Annotated in this window: 15 protein-coding genes and 1 pseudogene; 1 reads left to right on the forward strand and 15 read right to left on the reverse strand. The window is 60.2% G+C overall.

The window, feature by feature from the left end; genetic code table 11:
* Nucleotides 1-222: 222 nt before the first annotated feature.
* Entirely contained in the window at nt 223-1278 is a 1056-nt protein-coding gene (locus tag QZ213_RS09565) for a class I SAM-dependent methyltransferase (protein ID WP_291685823.1), read from the forward strand.
* A gap of 493 nt (nt 1279-1771) precedes the next feature.
* Here the strand turns inward: QZ213_RS09565 and QZ213_RS09570 are convergent, their stop codons facing one another.
* The 15 genes and pseudogenes from QZ213_RS09570 to QZ213_RS09640 all read right to left on the reverse strand — a co-directional run.
* A complete protein-coding gene (locus QZ213_RS09570; RefSeq protein ID WP_291685836.1) occupies nt 1772-3829 on the reverse strand; it encodes a TonB-dependent receptor in 2058 nt (685 codons plus the stop codon).
* An 882-nt stretch (nt 3830-4711) separates the two neighbouring features.
* Nucleotides 4712-5833 (reverse strand): HupE/UreJ family protein, encoded by a 1122-nt coding sequence (locus tag QZ213_RS09575; RefSeq protein WP_291685824.1) that lies wholly within the window; start codon nt 5831-5833, stop codon nt 4712-4714.
* Nucleotides 5830-6894 (reverse strand): hypothetical protein, encoded by a 1065-nt coding sequence (locus QZ213_RS09580; RefSeq protein ID WP_291685825.1) that lies wholly within the window; start codon nt 6892-6894, stop codon nt 5830-5832. Before QZ213_RS09580 ends, QZ213_RS09575 begins: the two co-directional genes overlap by 4 nt.
* A complete protein-coding gene (locus QZ213_RS09585; RefSeq protein WP_291685826.1) occupies nt 6891-8501 on the reverse strand; it encodes a Gldg family protein in 1611 nt (536 codons plus the stop codon). Before QZ213_RS09585 ends, QZ213_RS09580 begins: the two co-directional genes overlap by 4 nt.
* 8 nt (nt 8502-8509) lie before the next feature.
* The gene (locus QZ213_RS09590; RefSeq protein WP_291685827.1) at nt 8510-9211 is read right to left on the reverse strand and encodes an ABC transporter permease subunit; all 702 of its coding nucleotides are present in this window, start codon (nt 9209-9211) and stop codon (nt 8510-8512) included.
* Entirely contained in the window at nt 9208-10137 is a 930-nt protein-coding gene (locus QZ213_RS09595; RefSeq protein ID WP_291685828.1) for an ABC transporter ATP-binding protein, read from the reverse strand. The genes QZ213_RS09590 and QZ213_RS09595 overlap by 4 nt, the downstream gene beginning before the upstream one ends.
* Before the next feature lie 107 nt (nt 10138-10244).
* Nucleotides 10245-11084 carry an N-acyl homoserine lactonase family protein gene (locus tag QZ213_RS09600; RefSeq protein ID WP_291685829.1) on the reverse strand — a complete coding sequence of 280 codons (840 nt, stop codon included), beginning with the start codon at nt 11082-11084 and terminating at the stop codon, nt 10245-10247.
* Nucleotides 11085-11436: 352 nt separating this feature from the next.
* Nucleotides 11437-11733, reverse strand: a pseudogene (locus QZ213_RS09605) (IS5/IS1182 family transposase); the annotation flags it as partial.
* A gap of 86 nt (nt 11734-11819) precedes the next feature.
* On the reverse strand, nt 11820-12569 hold the full coding sequence (locus QZ213_RS09610; protein ID WP_291685830.1) for a glucose 1-dehydrogenase: 750 nt from the start codon (nt 12567-12569) through the stop codon (nt 11820-11822).
* Between the two features lie 12 nt (nt 12570-12581).
* On the reverse strand, nt 12582-14045 hold the full coding sequence (locus tag QZ213_RS09615; RefSeq protein ID WP_291685831.1) for an aldehyde dehydrogenase family protein: 1464 nt from the start codon (nt 14043-14045) through the stop codon (nt 12582-12584).
* A 212-nt stretch (nt 14046-14257) separates the two neighbouring features.
* A complete protein-coding gene (locus tag QZ213_RS09620) occupies nt 14258-14920 on the reverse strand; it encodes an ATP-binding cassette domain-containing protein (protein ID WP_291685837.1) in 663 nt (220 codons plus the stop codon).
* A gap of 5 nt (nt 14921-14925) precedes the next feature.
* Nucleotides 14926-15669 (reverse strand): ATP-binding cassette domain-containing protein, encoded by a 744-nt coding sequence (locus QZ213_RS09625; RefSeq protein WP_291685832.1) that lies wholly within the window; start codon nt 15667-15669, stop codon nt 14926-14928.
* Nucleotides 15669-16625 carry a branched-chain amino acid ABC transporter permease gene (locus tag QZ213_RS09630; protein WP_291685833.1) on the reverse strand — a complete coding sequence of 319 codons (957 nt, stop codon included), beginning with the start codon at nt 16623-16625 and terminating at the stop codon, nt 15669-15671. The genes QZ213_RS09625 and QZ213_RS09630 overlap by 1 nt, the downstream gene beginning before the upstream one ends.
* Nucleotides 16625-17524 (reverse strand): branched-chain amino acid ABC transporter permease, encoded by a 900-nt coding sequence (locus QZ213_RS09635; protein ID WP_291685834.1) that lies wholly within the window; start codon nt 17522-17524, stop codon nt 16625-16627. Before QZ213_RS09635 ends, QZ213_RS09630 begins: the two co-directional genes overlap by 1 nt.
* A 63-nt stretch (nt 17525-17587) precedes the next feature.
* On the reverse strand, nt 17588-18472 hold an 885-nt coding region (locus QZ213_RS09640; RefSeq protein WP_291685835.1), incomplete at its 5' end, for an ABC transporter substrate-binding protein.

Here is an 18472-nt window from a genome sequence, read left to right on the forward strand (position 1 = left end):
GCCAGGACGGCCAGAACGAAACAGAGCAGCCCGATCATTCCGCCAGCTTAGGCGATTCCATCACGACATCAACTCGAATAAGGTTTTCGGTACACACACGGGTCATTGGTTTGGAACCTGATATCACCTCAAGGCAGATATTCTCGACTGTACTCGGGTTGTACCGAACGTTACGGTCATGACGTTCGGTGAAAGAATAGCAGGTTAATTGGGAGCCGCGCCATGAACAAGGATCAGGTTAAGGCCTTTGCCGACAAAGTTTATGGGGATATGGCCGGCGCGATGGCGGTCGGCATGGCCTATGTCGGCGTCAAGACCGGGCTGTTCCGTGCGATGGAAGGCAAAGGTCATTTGAGCACTGATGAGGTCGTTCAGGCATCAGGCCTGCATCCGCGTTATGTTGAAGAATGGCTAAAGGGCATGGCTGCCGCAGGCTACCTTCATTACGACTCCGCGGATCAGACATTTCAATTGCCCGAAGAGCACGCCTACCTGGTTGCCTCCGAGGGCACAGATCATTTCATGGGCGGCTTATTCTACTTCGCCCCAGTGCTGCTCGGCGTTGCTCCGAAAGTTGCCGATGCATTTCGTACGGGTGGCGGTGTGCGGTTTGAGGACTTTGGACCTGAATGTGTCGTCGCCCTTGATATGCTCAACAGCGGGCAATACGAGCAGCGCTTTGGAAGCTACTGGCTCGCAAAGCTTCCTGATGTCGTCCAGCGGTTGCAAGATGGTGGCCGCGTACTCGACGTCGGCTGCGGTGTCGGACGTGTTGGGATTGCGATCGCAAAGGCGTTTCCAAAGTGCGAAGTCGTAGGTCTCGATCCAGATGTCAACTCCATCAGAAAGGCCCGCGAGACCGCTGCGAGTTCAGGCGTGGGGGATCGTATTCACTTCGTAGCAAAGACTACGCGCGATCTCGATCGCGACGGTGGTTTCGATCTGATCACCGCATGCGATTGTGTTCACGATTTCTCAGCGCCCCAGCGGACGCTGGCCGAAATGCGCGCGTTGCTGAAACCCGAGGGAACGCTTTTTGTGGTGGAGCCTAAGGCTGCGGATCGTCTTGAAGACAATCTCAATTCGATCGCAGCGATGTATTACGGATTCAGCATATTCCACTGCATGACACAGTCGCTGGCCGAAGATGGCCCAGGTCTCGGAACATGCATGGGTCCATCTCGCATGGAGACACTATTGCATGACGCTGGATTCGGGAGCTTTCAAGAGCTCGATATCAGGAGTCCGACAAATCTATTCTATGCGGCAAAACTATAAACCTGCGCTGGATACGCCTCAGGACCGCCAAGCTATTCCGCCCGACTTCCCTCCGACGCTGCTCGCCGACGCCGACAAGACGATCGAATAGAGAAGCCGTCCAGTGCAGCACAAGACGACGCAATTGGCACGAAACGGACATGCCGCAGTGGTCGCTCTATGTCCGTTCTTGGGGTGCCCCCCAACAGCAGGCATTCGAGGAACGCACTGAGACGTCCGCTATGTGCCGATAGTGTTGAAAAAGTCCTTTTTGGCTAACGAACGAAATTTTTTAAGACCGCTGAGGCGTTCCTCGCGCTGCGACGTGAGGGAGCACATTTTTTCGCTCAAAAGCGGTCACCGACCTTCGTATCGGCGCTACGGAGCTTTGCCGCGCTAGAGACGTCTAAAAATCATCTTTCGCGAGATTTTAGGAGCAGTTGAATTTCGACTTTTTCAACAATATCTGCCATTAACAGACGTCACTCCTATTCAATCACTCACCGCCAGGGAGTTAGAACTGCCCTGCGACTGTCAGGCGTATCGCCAGCGGCTCGACGGGATGAAGCACCCAGTCCATTACTCCGGTCTGGCAAACAGCAGCGGGCGCGGTTGGCATTCCAGACGAAGGGAAGCACATCGCGAACAGCGAATCCGATTTCAGCAGGGAACCATAGGCATAGGTGATCTGGTTTGAGTGACTGTTCAATAAATTGAAGGCGTCGAGTTGGATACGCCAGCCGTTGTCGAAGCGATAACCGAGTCGCCCGTTCAGCAAGCCGGTCGCCGGCGAGACAAAGGCATTGTCTTCGGTGAGTGGACGCGGCCCAAAATAGCGATAGCGCAGCGCAGAGAACCAGCCGGTTTTCTCACCAAGTGTGATACCAACCGAAGCGATCACATTCGGTGCGCCCGGAATGTAGTTGCCCGGTGCATTGCCGATCTGCGCGGCGGGAAATCCTGCGAGCGACGCATATAGCGCCGCCTTATCAGGGTCGTCGCCACGGAAGCGAGCGTGTGTCGCGGCGATGTCGGCCTCAAAGCTGAGCCATGAGAGCGGCCGATAGTAGTTGGTCCACTCAATACCGTAGCGGCGGCTCGGCCGGCTCGCCGCGGTATCGCCGGCGTCACCTAAGAATAAAATCTCGGATGCGGAGTCGAGCAGAAACAGACTAATCGAACTCTCCAGTTTCGGAATGATTTTTGTCCGCAATCCGACCTCGGCTCCTTTGGTCTTGACCAGAAGCGGCGATGATTGCAGCGCCGTGCCATCGGTAGGCGATTCCGTAATTGTAACACCACGCGCATCGTTGCTGTGAAATCCCTCGCCGGCGTTGATGAAGAATGCGGTTTTGGCAAATGGTCCAATCACCACGTTGAACTTCGGACTGCCGATAAAAGCATTGGCGCTGCCGGAGTTGGCTGGCGTGAAAAAGGAATTGACTGAAGTTTGATAGAAATCGCCGCGCCAGCCGACATTCGTTCGCAGCCAGTCGGTCCAGTGCAACGTGTTCTGAAAGAATACGCCAACGCTGCCCTCCTGTACCGCGTCGCTGCGGATGGGAGAAAGGAACTGCCGCTGCACGGAGTTGTTCAGGTCCAGCCTGATATCGTCATAGCGGCTTTGAACGCCGATTTCGGTCTCCATCGGCAGGCCAGCGAACCGGCTCTTGAAGGTGTGCGACGCATTGACGCCGCCGAGGACGCGGTCGTCGTGCTGATGAAATTGATCGCTATTGACCGGATCGGTGAGAAAGTATGTGAAATTGTTCCAGAGGTTGAGCGAACTCTTGATAACATAAAAATTGGCCTTCGAGGAGCCGCCGTCGTCGGTCTGCGCCCAGTGACCCGATAGCGAGAGACGATTGGAATTTCCGCCGTCGCTGGGATCGAAGGCGCCATAGAGGCCGATCTCGCCGGAAGCGATGGCCCGTGATGGAATCTGATCGGTGGAGTTCCATCGGTTGGCATAGGCCATTCCGGTCAGCGAAAACCCATCCTCCGCCGTGCCCTGGCTGTAGCGCATCACGCCGCTCAGCTTGCGCAGGTTATCAGGGTTATCCCAGGGGCCGTTGTAGGCGGCTGCCTCGCCGGCGACCAGCAAGGTGCCTTCACCGATTTTGGTGGATGTGACGCCGAAGCCCCTCCGATAGCCGAAGCTACCGACTGTGATCGACGCCATCGACTTGATGCTGTCAAGCAGATTGATATGCACCGAACCTACCGAAGAGAAATCGCCTTCGTCGGCGAAGTAAGGCCCTTTGCGGATATTGACCGAGCTTATCAGTTCGGGCATCAGGAAATTCAGGTCGGCGTATCCCTGACCGTGCGCATGGGTGCGCATATTGACCGGCATTTCATCCACCCATATTCCGAGATCGGTGCCGTGGTCGAGATTGAAGCCGCGCAGGAAATACTGATTGGCTTTGCCGTCGCCGCTGTGCTGGGTGATGATCAGGCCGGGAACGACTTCAAGCGCTTCCGCAGGCCGAGAAAACGGCCAGGCGTTGACATCAGCACCGCTAACTTTTTTCTCACTCGATGACATGACTGGCGTCGCCGCCGCCGACATGCCGACCACATTCGCGGCGGGCGGAGTGTTGGCGACCGAGGCCGGGCTTCGGGGCGCATTGCGTTTCGAGCGTCTCCCTCTGTCCACGCCTTGCTTTGGCTTGATACCGATATCCTGGCGCCGCTCAGGTGCTTCCACCACCACTGGAGGAAGCGTGGAGGGTTTGGCGTCTTGAGCGGACGCGCTGGATGTGACCGCAACGCAACCAATCAAACAGATGGCGACCAATCCGCGAGAGGATCGATGCACGCCCCACCCAGAAGCGGAAACGAGCGCGACGAATGAGTCCCGCCCTGTCAGCTTAGCATTTTGCAACGGAATTTGCACCCAACCGGTCCTCAGAAGCTGATCAGGCCCGGGTGTCGCCTTCGCGTCAAACGAAATGGGTGGTCCGCGATATGTCCGGGTTACCCTCGAAAGCGGCCGAAGAACAGACATCGCGGGATGGCGACCCTGCTTGCATGGTGGTATCCTCAAATGTTCAGCAGCCAAGCTGAATTATGCCCGTTTTATGGGTGTTTTTGTGAGCGCCCTTCGATTCCCGCGCCAATTGATTCAATAAGTTAGCTCTTCGCTTGGCGCTAGGGTCCAATATCGGTCCAATATACTTGTGTGGACAACCGTAGACGCGCGCAGACATTTTATTTGCGAACGTGATGCACGACCGCCTGAAGTATAATACAATTTGACGCGGTGTTCACGCTGAGTCACTCAGCCACTTGTCCAAATCATTGCCAAGCACACCGCCATTCTTCCGTGAGCCGTCAGCGTTCTCTTTGATTTGATTATCGTGCAGGCGACACCCAAGTCACCAGACCTACAAATTGTGAACTCTCATCCATCGCAACGAGGCCATTTCGATCTGCCAGCACTCCGGCGTCCTCAGGCTATGTGGATGCGCGAAAGCAGCCAATAGGATCCCAGAACCGTGATCGTGCCCGAGAGCGCGTAGACCAGCGCGGAGGCCCGTACCGGCGCTGCCCCGTCGGCTGCCAGAAGCCGGTCGAGGCCGATAAGCACCGGCACTACGATCGAGACGATCGCAATCTGGCCGATCTCGACGCCGATGTTGAAGGCCGCGAGCGCAGGCACGATTGCGCCTCTGGGAAGTCCGAATTCCTGCAAAGCCCCCGCAAATCCGAAGCCGTGAACCAGACCGAAGACAAACGTGACGATCCATCGCCGGTCGACATTGCGCGAGAAGAAGTTCTCCAGCGCGACGAACACGATCGATGCCGCGATAGCGGGCTCGACGATCTCGCTCGGGATCACAACGACATCGAGGGCCGCGAGCGACAAGGTGATCGAGTGCGCAATCGTGAACGCGGTGACGATCTTGATCACCGGCCAGAGCCGAGTTGCCCACAGCACGGCCGCCACCAGGAAGGCGACATGATCATAACCCAGGAAGATGTGCTCAACGCCTGTCGCGATGTATTGGCGCAGTGCGAGCACCAGCGAGGGTGCCGCCGCGGTGAGGACAACGTCGGTGTGGCCAGCGTCTAGCAGCGCCTGGGGAGCGTCCTCGCTAGTCCCTATTAGCACGACCTGACGGGCCGATGGCTCGACGTCGAGCAAGACCTTTGACCGGTAGACGAGATCGCCGCGAACGGCCTTGCACGAGAAGGTTTGTCGCACGATGATGCCATCGCCGTCAGGTACGACCACGGGCCGATGCGGCGTGGCACAGGATGTTGCGTCGGCTCCCATGACGACCGCAAGCCCGGCCACGTAGTCGGAGATCGGCCCGGTTGATCGGCCAAGCCGCTCGGGATCGACGAGACCGGTTTGCTCGTTGAAGATCGCTGTCCCGGTCGCCCGGTCTACGTCGCTGCCCTTGAGCGCAACGTCGACACTGACGGTACCGCCGGGCCCGAGCACGATGCGGGCCGTGGTCAGGTTGACCTGGTGGGCATGCGCAACGAAGACCGATCCCGCCAGGATCAACAGCGCGACGGCGATATGCCTCAATCCGCTCGCGAGCCCATCAACCGTCAGGCTCATGTTGCGGCTCCAACCGCCTTGAGCAGATCGGTAAGGCGCTTGACGTCGTGGTCAGCGACCCTCACGACCGTACCCGCAAGGAGTGCGTACCGGCTGAACCCGTCCCCTGCTGCAGCGCCGACCTCGATCCGTGCAAGCGGCGTCGAGCTGTCGCGCGGATAGAGCAGGACGATCATCGCCGGCAACGCAAGGCCATAGCGCGACAGCTCGCTCGGCCCCGGGTGCTGCAAGATCGTGGCTTCGATCTCGCTCTGGTTGAGGGCATCGAGCGCGGTTCCTATGAGCATCGCGCGGGTCGGATCGGCGACGTGCGCGTCCGCATTGCCGACGTGCGAATGCTGCCCGGCATGGAGGAACCAGCGGCCGGCACTGTCGCGCTCGAAGCGGGTCAGCCTGCCTGCCGTCACGAGCTCGACGGCCCAGATATGGTCGATCGATGTCGGAAGCAGCAAGCCCAGGCGCGGTTCCTGGTCGGCCGCATCGGCGCCCGGAATCCGCGCCGCAATCCGCCGCGCCATGTCAGTGACCACCTGCCATTCCGCCCCGACATGGCGCGGCATCAGGTTGACCTTCGCGGATCCGAGGAGCCGAACATATTGGGACGTACCTGGGGGATTGAGGATTCCGAACTGGGCCGTTGCAACCGGCCTGCCGGCTTCCGAAAGCGAGACCACATAGGCCGGTGGATCGAGGCCGAATTCCCCAAGGCCGGTTGCCCCATACGCGTCGGGATCGAGGCTGCGCACGGCATCGCTGACGTGCATGAAACGCAGCGCGGCCTCCACGTGGGATCCCAGGTCGGCCGCGTAGCCATCGTCCACAGCCGCACCCGCGACCGCCCAGGAGGCGTGGTCCCGGCGGTCGAGCACGAAATGCTCCCGCCCAATCCGGATCTCGACACGCGCGATCGCCTGCGGCGCGGCAGCTACGAGCCCTTTTGGCGCGAACCGCACCAGATTGCCGAGCGTCGGCGACTTTCCCGTAAAGATCAGCAGACCGAGCATGACGATGATTGCGACGGCGGCGGTCGCGGCGGCGAATCCTCGCACGGAGGGTTTCAACGCCGCCTCCACCAGACGGCGACGCCGAGAAGCAGCGTCGAGAGCGGCAGGACCACTTCGAGGATGAGAAACACGTTGCGCATCTGCCGGCTCGTCAGCGTGATCTCGGGTAGGCTATAGGCTGCCGGCCTAATAGTCGGCATCGTGTCGTCGCTCGCGAGCCAGCGCAGCATTCCAACCGCCAGTTCCCCGTTCGACACGAACGGAAAATATTCGTTGGTGGCGAACTTGCTGGTGCCGGCGACCACTAGCCGGAAGGGTTTCGCGCCAGCGCTGGTCCGCGGCCAGGCGCCTTCGAGCGCGACCGCCAGCGCCTGTACGGCCGGCTTGTCATCCGGAGCGGCCCCTTCGCCCGCGTGCGCATCGGCCAAGGACGCGGCAGGCCGGATAAAGCTATCCTGGCTGCTGCTCGCCAGCACGGTCGCCTTCACGCCCGCCGTTGGCCCGGCGATCATGATCGGCCGCACCCGCGGAAAAATCGTCAGCGCGAGCCGGTCGGTGATCGGATGCGGCGGATAATATGGCACTGCGACCTTGTCGGGGTCCGAGCGAAAATGATTGAGCGGGTCGATCACTACGCCGTCCCCAATCCGCAGGCCGACCGAGCCCAGAAGCTGATCGAGCTCGGGGCCGACGGCCGAACCTACGTCCAGCAGCAGGAGCAGCCGCCCGCCAGATCCTAGGAAATTGGCGAGCACAATGGCCTCGCCCGCCGCGTAGGCGGTGCGCACCCCGATGTCGGCGACCACCGTACAATCTGCGGGTACTTCGGTGACGGTCGCAAGCACGAGGGGGCGAGCCGTATAGCCGATCTCGGTCAATGCCAATGCCAGGCGGTCGAGCCCGTCCGGTTCACCCACCAGCACGTCCCCTGCGCCGGGCACGTCGTGGCCCTTGAGCGTCTCGACGTGGCTGTAGTGAAAATGCGCCTGCTGCTCGCGAAAACTCTCGCCGTGTCCGGTGACGAAGCAGACCGTGTCGGTTTGGGATTTCAGCACCCGCAGCGCCGCATACGCGAGCCCGGTGAGATCCGTCGTGTTCTCGATCACGACCCGGCGCTGCTCGGCCTGAAGTACGAATGTGTTGTAGGCATGAACGCCGAAATCCCGCGCCAGCCCGGGCTCCTTGTCGAGATCGATGGCCCGGACGTGGAAGCGCGGGCGATCGCGCGCAGCTACCAGAAGAAGATCCTTTGCACGCAGGGCGCGGTCGTCGCCGTCGTTGTAGAAATACGTAAGCACAAGATCTGTCTGCAAATGGTCGACGACCGCTTCTATCTCCGGTGGCGGGGTGTTGCGTGCCTCGCGGCTAAGATCGAGGTGCACGTCGTGGTGGAACAGGGCGACGTTGGCAGCTATGACAAGCGCGACGGCGACGCTCGCGACGACGATATTGGTCAGCCATGTCCCAAACTGTGAGACGCGCAGTCGCAGCGGGAGGCCCATTCCGAGCACGAACAGGACGAGCAGCGCAAGGCACCACGCTGCGAACAGCAGGCTGTTCGAGACCCGTTCACCCCACCAGTTGGCGGATCCGAGCGCTCCGAGCGCCAGTGCGGCGAGGCTCAAGGCGACAATGACCAAAATCCGGCTGCCTCGGCTTTCCATGGCGACCCTCATCGCCGCGCGAGAGCGCGAACGCTCAGGAACAGGGTCAACAATGTGACGCTCAGGAAGAAGCCCACGTCGGAAAGATACACGGAGCCGACCGCGAAGGACTTGAAATGCACCGAGAGCGACAGATTGACGGCCAGCGCGTCGAACGGGCTCGGCAGCAGATAACCGAAACTGTCGATGATCCAAAGCAGCAGGAACAGGCTCAGCGAAACCAATGCGGCGATCATCTGGTTGGCGGTCAGCGCCGACGCGAGCAGCCCTACACCGACCAGCGCGGCACCGAGCAGCAGGAGGCCGAGGTACCCGCTGTAGATTGGACCCCAGTCAGGATCGCCGTAGATCGCGAGCACGACCGCATAGGAGCCCGACAGCATCAGCAGGATGACGATCAGGCTCATGCTAGCCACGAATTTCGCCAGCACAATGTCGAGTTCCGTCACCGGTGAGGTAAGGAGCACCTCGATTGTCCGCAGCTTCCGCTCTTCGGCCAGAAGCCGCATTGTGATGAGCGGGACCGTCAGCATGAAGAGAACGAACATCTGGAAAAAGATGTGGACGAGGCTCGGCTGGTGGCTCAGAAAAAGTGTGAGCGTAAAGCTATAACCCATAAGGAGCAGGAAGACGGTCATGACCGCGTAGGCAATCGGCGAGGAGAACAGTGCCTTCTCCTCCTTCAGCAGCAGAACCAAAAACGCAGTCATGCAGCAGCCTTGCCAGACCGCCGTCGTGTCAGATCGAGGAATCTCTGCTCGAGATCCGCCCGGACTTCGACCAGTTCGGTGAGCTCGAGGCCCCTCGCGACCAGCGTCCGTGTAATTTCGGCCCGAACCCGATCACTGGGCTCCGCGTCGATCAGATAGTGACGCTCCGCTGCCGCGACCTGTTCGACCGAGACCTCACGAACCCCCGAGATCGCGGCGAGCGATGTACGCACTTCGCTTTCGGACCCGGAGATCCGAGCCCTGAGCCGCACGTCGGTGGACGTTGTGGCGCGCGCGTCAGCTGTCAGCAGCGTGCCGTCGAGCAGGATCATGACCCGGCTCGCGATCTTCTCGATTTCGCTCAGCACATGGGAAGCCAGCAAAACGCTTTGGTGGCCCGCAAGCGAACGGATGAGGTCGCGGACCGCGATCACTTGGTGCGGGTCGAGCCCACTCGTAGGCTCGTCGAGGATGAGAACCTTAGGCTCGGTCAAGAGCGCCTGGGCGATTGATACCCGCTGTCGAAAGCCGCGCGAAAGCTTGCCGGCCGTCAGGTTCATGACGCGATCGAGATCAAGCCTCGCGGCTGCGGCATCGACGGCGCGGCCTATCGCTCTTCCCCGCAGCCCCTTGATCTGCGCCATGAAGCGCAGGAACTCAACGACCCGCATGTGCTCGTATAGCGGTGCATCCTCGGGCACGTAGCCCACTTCTCGGCGCACCGCGAATGCATCACGAACGACATCGAAGCCGGCGACTTCCACAGTCCCGGAGCTCGGCGCGAGGTAGCCCGTGAGGATGCGAAAGATAGTGCTTTTCCCGGAGCCGTTAGGGCCGAGAAGACCGATGATCTCCCCGGGCTCGACCGCAAATGAAACGTCGGCGACGGCGCGTCTCGGCCCGTACCACTTGGTGAGCTGCCACACGACTACTACCGGGGACATTTACGCGTCCTGAAATAGCGGCCCGGGCGCCTGAGCGCACGGGCCGAATGGCCTCATGAATCTGAATCGCCTAAATCCTGGCCGGCGGCTCAATCGTAGTATTCGGGCGCGTGCTTCTTAGCCTTAAACGTGTCTGGATCGTGGGAGAATATGACGTCGGCGCCTTCGAGATCCCGAACGCGGCGAACCCAAGCGTAGGCATCGAGCATGCCGGGCGGATTGTAGACGCTGCCGATGCTTGGAAGCAGATTCTTATCGAGGTTTTCCTGAAGATAGATTGCGTCGCCAGTCAGCACGACGGTGCCGGTCTTGGGCAGACGGACCACCACAAGCTGACTCCCGGGCGTGTGCGAAACTGCGCGATGAATGTAGACGCTGTGGTCGCCGAACAGGTCGAGGTCGCCCTCGAGTTCGATCACCTTCACCTTGTTGGGCATGCCGACTGCGATGCCACTGCGCATCGGTTCGAAATCACCTGAGATGTAGAACGTTGCGAAACCCGGCGCCGGCCAGAAGGCGCTTTTGATCTCATCGCGCTGGTAGACGAATGTCGAATCCATGAACTTGCCGATATTGCCGGCATGGTCCGCATGGAAATGACCGAGCACGACGTATTTGACGTCCGCCGGCCTCACGTTGATCTTGGCAAGCTGCGTGTCGATCGCGACGTCCGGTGTGCGTACCGGGTCCAGTCCGCCGATCAGCGGTCCCCAATAGTCCGGATTGGTGATGATGCGATCGTTGTTACCGCAATCGAACAGCACGTCACCCTTGGGATGGCGAATCAGGAAGAAGCCGACTGGAATTGTGACCTTCCCGCTCGAGCCGTTCTGCAGAATAGACTTGTCCAGCGTGAGTCCGCCGGATGAGAACACGTATAGTTTCACGTCCTTCGGAGGATCGGCGGCATGCACTGCCGTCGCTATCATCGCAGTCGCCGCGATTGAACCGCGGAACAGAATTCTTGCAAGACTCGCCCGCATTGTCTCCTCCCAAGGTTGCATGATCATGTTTCTGATCACTAAGTATATATTAGCACGATTTCCGCATATAGCCATAGTGGACATCGTCCATTGCGTTTGCCAGCAGCATTCTCCGCGTGCGGAATATTTCCGCTCTGGCCGTGGTTCCGTTCACTAACGAGTCGTTCGTGAAGAACGCCGTTCATCCGGCCTGAGGGGTTTCTGACGGTTGTGCATTTCCGCAGATGGTTGCGCTGAACTAGGCGCACAAAATGCTCATCCAGAGGAACAGGAGCCTGAAGTTGTAGTTACGGCATTACCCCCGGCTTCCGGTGAGATGGTTGCGACCCATGCGATGTTCGTTCTTGAGATGGCCTATCACGGGTTCAACGGCTGACCGGCGTCGGAAGGCGCGCTTGATGACGGAGGACAGACCGCGTTTCTGGCCCGCAACGTAAACCTTGAACGCCTCCTGCTTCGACACGTTGTGGCCGCGATAGCCGGCATCAGCGACGATCTTCGCCAGGCTCGCGCCGACGCTCGTCTCGATCTCGGGAATGACGACCGCGAGGGTATGGCCATCATCGGGATTGCCCGGCAGCGCCTTGGCGTGCAGCGGCGTAGTCGGCAACTCGCGCAATGCTGCCATCGACATTGTCGGCCCCCAACACCTTGCGCCGGAGCGACTAGGTCCGCCCTCCCTTAAATCGTTCGTCCCCCGTCCACCGGCAGAACGACCCCGGTGAGAAACTCGGATTCGTCGCCACCAAGATAGACGCATGCATTCGCAACATCTCCGGGTTTGGCCATTCGACCGAGCGGGATCGTCGCGAGGAATTTGGCACGGTTTTCCGGCGTGTCCGGCACGCCCATAAACGATTCCAGCAATGCGGTCTCGCCTATCACCGGCGCGATGCAATTTACGCGAATGCCGTCTGGCGCTAGTTCGACTGCCATTGACTTTGACATCAGATTCACGGCGCCCTTGGTCGCGTTGTACCAAGTCAATCCAGGCCGCGGACGAAGGCCTGCTGTCGAGCCGATGTTGATGATGCGACCGCTCTTCTGTTTCCTCATCACCGGTACCACCGCATTGGTCATCAGGAAGATCGACTTTACGTTAATGGCAAATACCTTGTCGAACTCGGCTTCGCTCACTTCCAGCATCGGTTTGTTGCGGAAAGTCCATCCAGCGTTGTTGACGACAATGTCGAGCTTGCCGAATGTATCGACTGCCCGTTTCACCGCGGCGTCGATGTCGGATTGCTTCGTCACGTCGCCTGCGACCGCGATCGTGCCCCCGCCCGCGGCGTCCGCTATCTTCTGTGCACCGTTGCCATTCAGATCGAGGATGACAACCTTTGCGCCCTCCCTTACGTAACTGAGTACGATTTCGGCGCCGAACCCCGATGCTCCGCCAGTGACGAGAGCCGTTTTTCCCTTAAGCCGCATGTCTGTTTCTCCTTATCCGTGCTTGACGACCAGCGTCTTCATCGCTGCCAGTTCATAAAGGGCTTCGAAGCCTTTCTCGCGTCCGTGTCCGGACTTCTTCATGCCGCCAAAAGGAAGCTCGATGCCTCCGCCGGCGCCATAACCGTTGATATACATCTGGCCGACACGGACCTTGCGGGCAACGCGCATGGCGCGCGATCCGTCGCCCGACCAAACGCCGGCAACGAGCCCGAATTCCGTGCTGTTGGCGAGTTTGATCGCATCTGCCTCATCGTCGAAAGGCATCGCCGCGAGAACCGGGCCGAATACCTCTTCCCGGGCCAGCTCCGAACTGGGATCGACGTTTTGATAGACCGCAGGCGCCACATAGAACCCTTCGCTCGGCGCACCAGCGGCAATCGAGCCGCGGGCCAAAACCATCGCTCCCGATGCTTCTGCGCGCTTTAGGATGCCCTCGATTCGGCTCTTCTGACCCGCGCTGATCACCGGGCCAAGGTCGAGATCCATTTCGGGCGTGCCGGCTTGGATCTTCTCGAAACGAGTTTTTAGGTCGGCAAGGAAGCGATCCCAGATACGCCGCTCGACCAGCACACGCGAGCCGGCCGAACAGGTCTGGCCAGCGTTCTGGACAATCGCGGCTGCCACTGAAGCAAGCGCTGCGTCCATGTCAGCGTCTGCAAACACGATCTGGGGAGATTTGCCGCCCAATTCGAGCGTGCAACCGATATGGTTTTTAGCTGCGGCGATCTGGACCAGGGTGCCGACTTCCGGACTACCGGTAAAAGACAAAAAGTCAATTCCGGGGTGGGCGGCGAGCGCGGCGCCCGCTTCCTCCCCAAGTCCGGGAACGACGTTGAGCGCACCTTCCGGAAATCCTGCTTCGACTGCAAGCTCGGCGATCCGCAGCGGCACCAGGCAGGCCTCCTCGGCCGGCTTGACCACTGTCGCATTGCCCATCGCAAGAGCCGGCGCCACAGTTCGGCCGAACATTTGACCCGGATAGTTCCAAGGAATGATATGTCCGGTCACACCGAGCGGTTCGTATAACGTGGTGACGAGGTAGCCGTCGAGAAATGGAATAGTGTCGCCGTGCACCTTGTCCGCGGCTGCGCCGTAATATTCAAAATAGCGAGCGACCGCGGTGACGTCGGCTTTGGCCTGTTTCATCGGCTTGCCGGTGTCTGCCGCTTCTAACTTGGCAAGTTCCTCGGCATGATCTTCGATCAGCCTGCCGAGCCGCGAGAGCAACCGGCCGCGCTCCGTTGCGGTCATGCGGCCCCACGCACCCTGCTCAAGAGAGCGACGCGCCGACTTAACAGCGAGGTCTACATCTTCGGCGTCGCCCGCAGCAATCGAGGCGATGACCTGGCCTGTGGCGGGGGCCAGCATCGCAAGAGTCCTACCCGAATGCGAAGGCCGCCATGCGTTGTCGATGAAAACGCCTTTCGCGGGCGGAAGTTTGACGTTGATATTCATACGAACTCTCCTTGCTTATTGTTCTGGTTGCGCGTCCTAAAAAGCGAATGCCTCGTCTTCGGAACGGTGCGGATGACCGGTCCAACTCAATTCAAATGCACTTGGTGCAGCCGCTCCTCGGTAATGTCACCGGGAACAGCGTGCATCACGACACGGCCGCGCGACAGCACGTAGACGTCGCGCCGCTCAGAAGGGCATCCTAGTCGCTTGTCTCAGTTGCTTGCACGGCTTTCGATCTCGCCTCTCTCTATGGTTAGCGTCACGTCGGCGAAGGTGTCGAGAAGCTTCGGGTTCGACTCCGTTATGAGCAGCGTGATGTCCTTGTCCTGCGAACGAAGCCGCCGGAGCGCTTCTGCGTACCGCTGCGCCAGCACAGGAGCGAGACCCTGGAACGGCTCGTCGAGAATGACGAGCCGAGTTCCCAGCATCAGAGCGCGGCCTAGCGCCACCATCTTGCCCTGGCCCCCGGAAACCGATCCAGCCGGCCGCTTGGCAAGCTCTTTCAGCTCCGGCAGCACGGAATAGGCGCGATCCAGTCTACGCTGGGTTTCCTCAGGACTCAGCTTCGCAACGCGGCCGGGGAGAAGGATGTTCTCCTCCACAGAGAATGCTGAAAACAGGCGACGATCCTCGGGCGCATAGCCGATACCCAGGGATGGCCGACGATGTGGCGGAACGGGCCCAAGATCCTGGCCGCCCAAACGCACGATGCCACTTGCTTCCGTGAAGCCCATGATGGTGCGTACTGTCGTGGTCTTGCCAGCGCCATTGCGCCCGATGAGTGCAGCGCTCGCGCCGGCCTTCAAGGAGAAGCTGACATTGCGCAGCACAGGCGCACCGGCTATCGCGACGTTGATGTTCTCAAGGCTCAGCATCGGCATCATATTCCGATCACGTGCTCGCGGACTTTCGGATCGGCCAGGACCTCCGCAGGCGTCCCAACTTTTTGAATCTTTCCCATGCTCCAGACTGCAACGCGGCTGGCATAGCGCTCCACCATGTCCATATCGTGCTCGACAAAAACCGAGGTCACCTTTTCCTTCGCGAGCGCGGTGATGAGGATGTCCATAATGCCGAACTTCTCCGACGACGCGACGCCTGAGGTCGGCTCGTCCATGAGCAGGAGCTTGGGCTTCAAGGCCAGCGCAAGAGCAATATCGATGAGCTTGCGCTGCCCTTCGGGTAATTCTCTCGCCTTGCGCTCCGCGTATTCCTTGACGCCCACGAGATCGAGCAGCCGCTCCATCTCCGGCCTCTCCGGCAGGCTCGAGAGAGCCTTGAGCCCCGATGGATGCCCCCTGAGCGAGGCGGCCGCGATCAGCATGTTCTCCATCACCGTCTGATCGAGGAACAGTTGAGGAATCTGAAAGGCGCGGGCGATGCCGAGCTTGGTGATCGTACGCGGCAGCTGCGCGGTAATATCGCGGCCAAGAAAGCTCACACTGCCTGCCTGCGGCCTGAGGTAACCGGTCGAGATATTGAGGAACGTCGTCTTGCCGGCGCCGTTGGGCCCGATGATGGCGAGATTCTCGCCCTCATGGACGTCGAGGTCGATTCCATCCGCTGCGATGACCCCGCCGAAGCGGATCTTGATGCCCTTGGCCGAGAGAAGGACGTTGGCCATCAGTGACCTCCTTCCTTCGAACGATTGTCGCGCTGCCTGAGGCCTATCAGGCCGTTCGGCGCGTAGAGAATGATGACGATCAGCACCACGCCGAGAATGAGCTGCCATGCGTTTGCGAGCTGAGCGGCCGCATAGAAGCGGACGACTTCAAACATGGCAGCCCCGGCAAACGCACCGAAAGCATGCGCGCCGCCGCCGAGGATCGCGATGAACACGAACTCGCCCGACTTTGTCCAGTAGCCGAACTCCGGCGTGGCGATCTGCTGGATGATCGCCACCAGCGTGCCGCCAATACCACCGAGGAACGCGGAAATCACATAGCCGACGAGAAGCACGCGGCGGGCCGACGTTCCCAAATATTCCAGCCGCGTCTCGTTCGACTTGATGGCCCGCAACATATGCCCGAGAGGGCTGTCGAGGTAGCGTTGCACGCCGAAGAATGCCGCTATCGCGATCAGCAAGCTCACATAGAGGATGACGTATTGGAAGGTTTCCGGTGTGAAAGCCAATCCCAGCAGACCCGGACGCGCCACGCGAATGCCGTCCGCGCCGTTGGTGTAGTGGAACATCTTCTCCAGTAGCGACCACAGCACCATCGAGAAGGCCAGGTTGAGCATTCCGAAGAAGATTTCCCGGTAGCGCACCACAAACAGGCCCACGATGAGGCCGAAGACGGTGGATGATACGGCGCCGAGCACCAGATAGAGCACGATGTCGCCGCCACCGACATACTTGCCCCAAAAGGCCGCGCTGTAAGCGCCTGTTACGAAGAACATCGCGTGTCCAAACGACACCTGTCCCGCTTGCAGCAGCAAGATGATGCCCAGCACCACGATACTTTTGGCGAGGATCAGCGCGAACAGCGTGGCCCAGCTCGGCACGAATAGCGGCGCGACGGCGGCTACCAGGAAGAAGACGACCGCGGCCATCGTAATCGGCTTGAAACGGCCGGCCATCAGATTTTCCTTAACTGCGTGGCGCCGAACAGGCCGAACGGCCGCACCAGGAGCACGAGCACCATGAGAAGATAGGGCACCAGAACCTCGAACTCGGGCTGGGTGTAGATGATGAAGGCACGCGCAAGCCCGATCATGAGTGCGGTGACAGCTGTGCCTTCGATCTGACCGAGGCCAGCTGTCGCGGCGACGGCGAAGGAAAGCACGATCATGTCCGCGCCCATGCCGGGCACAAGTGAGGTGGTCGGCAAGGCAAGCGCTCCGCCAAGAGCCGCGAAGCTCGCGCCGATGATGAACGTAACGAAGTAAACCCGCTTCGCGTCGATACCAATGGCGGTCGCGGCCTCACGATCCTCCGTGACAGCCATAATCACAGCGCCCGCAAGGGTGCGGCGCAGAAAGTAGCGCAGGCCGATGAGCGTCAGCAGGGCCACGCATGGTAGCAGCAAGACCTGGTAGGAGGTGTAATTGACGCCGAACACGGAGATGTTGGGCAACAGCTTCAGCGGCTCGTTGGCGAAAATTGGCTGAACGCCCCAGATCAGGCGCTGCAGGTTGTCCATAATCATGAAGGCCGCAAAGGTGATCAGAAGCTGCAGGACGTCGTCGCGCCCGTACAGCGGCCGCAGCAGAAAGCGCTCGATGAGCCCGCCGCATACCACGCCGATCACGATGGATGCCGCCACCAGCGCGGGATATGTGAGCCACGGCGACAGGGGCGCGACAGCGAGGCTGAACGTGGCGGCCAGATAAGCCCCAAACGCATAGAAAGAGCCATGCGCCACGTTCACCACGCGCAGCACGCCGAAGATAAGGCTGAGCCCAACCGAAACCAGGAACACCAATGCGGCGTAGCTGATCCCGTCGAGAACGGCCAGGGTGGCGAGAGTGGAGTTCATCGAGAAGCCTTCAAGGCAAAGCCCGTCCCCCGGAGTAAAGTCCGGAGGACGGCGATCACGGTGTCAGTGCCTGAACGTTGGCACTTCCATCTTGACGAATTCGGGCTTGAGCGTCTTGAGCCACTCTACCGACCGCATGCCTGGCGGAGTTGTGATCGCCCGGGGGTCGAAGACCATCATGTTGTCGAGCACCTTGAAGTCATAGCCCGGTACGGCCTTGGTGATGCCAACAAGCTGGGCCTCCAGACCCTGGTTATCCTCCACCCGCAATGTGACGGGCCTGCCGAAGCCCGTTGCGAACTCGGTGCCGGCAGCCGCATCCACGACCTGCTCGTGCGACGGCCAGTTGCCGCCATTGGCCTTGATGGCCTTGTCATAGGCCGCCTGCAGAGCCGAGAAGGCCTGGGCCATGTGATAGACAGGGTAAATCGGCCAAGACCCGGTCTTTGCCTTGAATGCCTCGTTGAAGGCCTTGAAGGCTGCATCGTTCTTCTTCTCTGGATGCAGAAACCAGTGATCACCGCGGGCACCGACAATCAAGCCTTCGGGTAGATCCTTGCCCAGCCGCTGGATTGACGATTCTCCGATGGCGAGCACGAACGCTGACTGTTGCAGCAGGCCGCGCTGACCGGCCTGGCGCACCAGCGTGTCAAGATCACCGCCCCAGCTGGTGGTCAGCACCACATCGGGACGCAACGCCAGCAAGCGGGAAACCTCGGTGGAGTAGTCGGGGGCACCGAATTTTGGGAAGAGCTCCGCCACCACCTGCACGTCAGGTTTCATGGCCTTCAGCGCAGTTGAGAAGATTTCCCAGCTTTCGCGGCCCCAGGCGTAGTCCTGATTGACGACCGCGATGGTCTTGAAGTCCGGCTTCATCTTGAGGAGATAGACGAGAACGGCCAGCATCTCCGGTGTGCCGTTCGCCTGCGTGCGGAAATTGTAGCGGTA

Source organism: Bradyrhizobium sp., from assembly GCF_017881085.1.
GTDB lineage: Bacteria > Pseudomonadota > Alphaproteobacteria > Rhizobiales > Xanthobacteraceae > Bradyrhizobium.

Bases quoted from the DNA above. Each gene is read 5' to 3' on its own strand.
- QZ213_RS09565 (WP_291685823.1), top strand. From the start codon at position 223: ATGAACAAGGATCAGGTTAAGGCCTTTGCCGACAAAGTTTATGGGGAT.
- QZ213_RS09570 (WP_291685836.1), bottom strand. From the start codon at position 3,829: ATGTCGGCGGCGGCGACGCCAGTCATGTCATCGAGTGAGAAAAAAGTT.
- QZ213_RS09575 (WP_291685824.1), bottom strand. From the start codon at position 5,833: ATGAGCCTGACGGTTGATGGGCTCGCGAGCGGATTGAGGCATATCGCC.
- QZ213_RS09585 (WP_291685826.1), bottom strand. From the start codon at position 8,501: ATGGAAAGCCGAGGCAGCCGGATTTTGGTCATTGTCGCCTTGAGCCTC.
- QZ213_RS09590 (WP_291685827.1), bottom strand. From the start codon at position 9,211: ATGACTGCGTTTTTGGTTCTGCTGCTGAAGGAGGAGAAGGCACTGTTC.
- QZ213_RS09600 (WP_291685829.1), bottom strand. From the start codon at position 11,084: ATGATAGCGACGGCAGTGCATGCCGCCGATCCTCCGAAGGACGTGAAA.
- QZ213_RS09610 (WP_291685830.1), bottom strand. From the start codon at position 12,569: ATGCGGCTTAAGGGAAAAACGGCTCTCGTCACTGGCGGAGCATCGGGG.
- QZ213_RS09615 (WP_291685831.1), bottom strand. From the start codon at position 14,045: ATGAATATCAACGTCAAACTTCCGCCCGCGAAAGGCGTTTTCATCGAC.
- QZ213_RS09620 (WP_291685837.1), bottom strand. From the start codon at position 14,920: ATGCTGAGCCTTGAGAACATCAACGTCGCGATAGCCGGTGCGCCTGTG.
- QZ213_RS09625 (WP_291685832.1), bottom strand. From the start codon at position 15,669: ATGGCCAACGTCCTTCTCTCGGCCAAGGGCATCAAGATCCGCTTCGGC.
- QZ213_RS09630 (WP_291685833.1), bottom strand. From the start codon at position 16,625: ATGGCCGGCCGTTTCAAGCCGATTACGATGGCCGCGGTCGTCTTCTTC.
- QZ213_RS09635 (WP_291685834.1), bottom strand. From the start codon at position 17,524: ATGAACTCCACTCTCGCCACCCTGGCCGTTCTCGACGGGATCAGCTAC.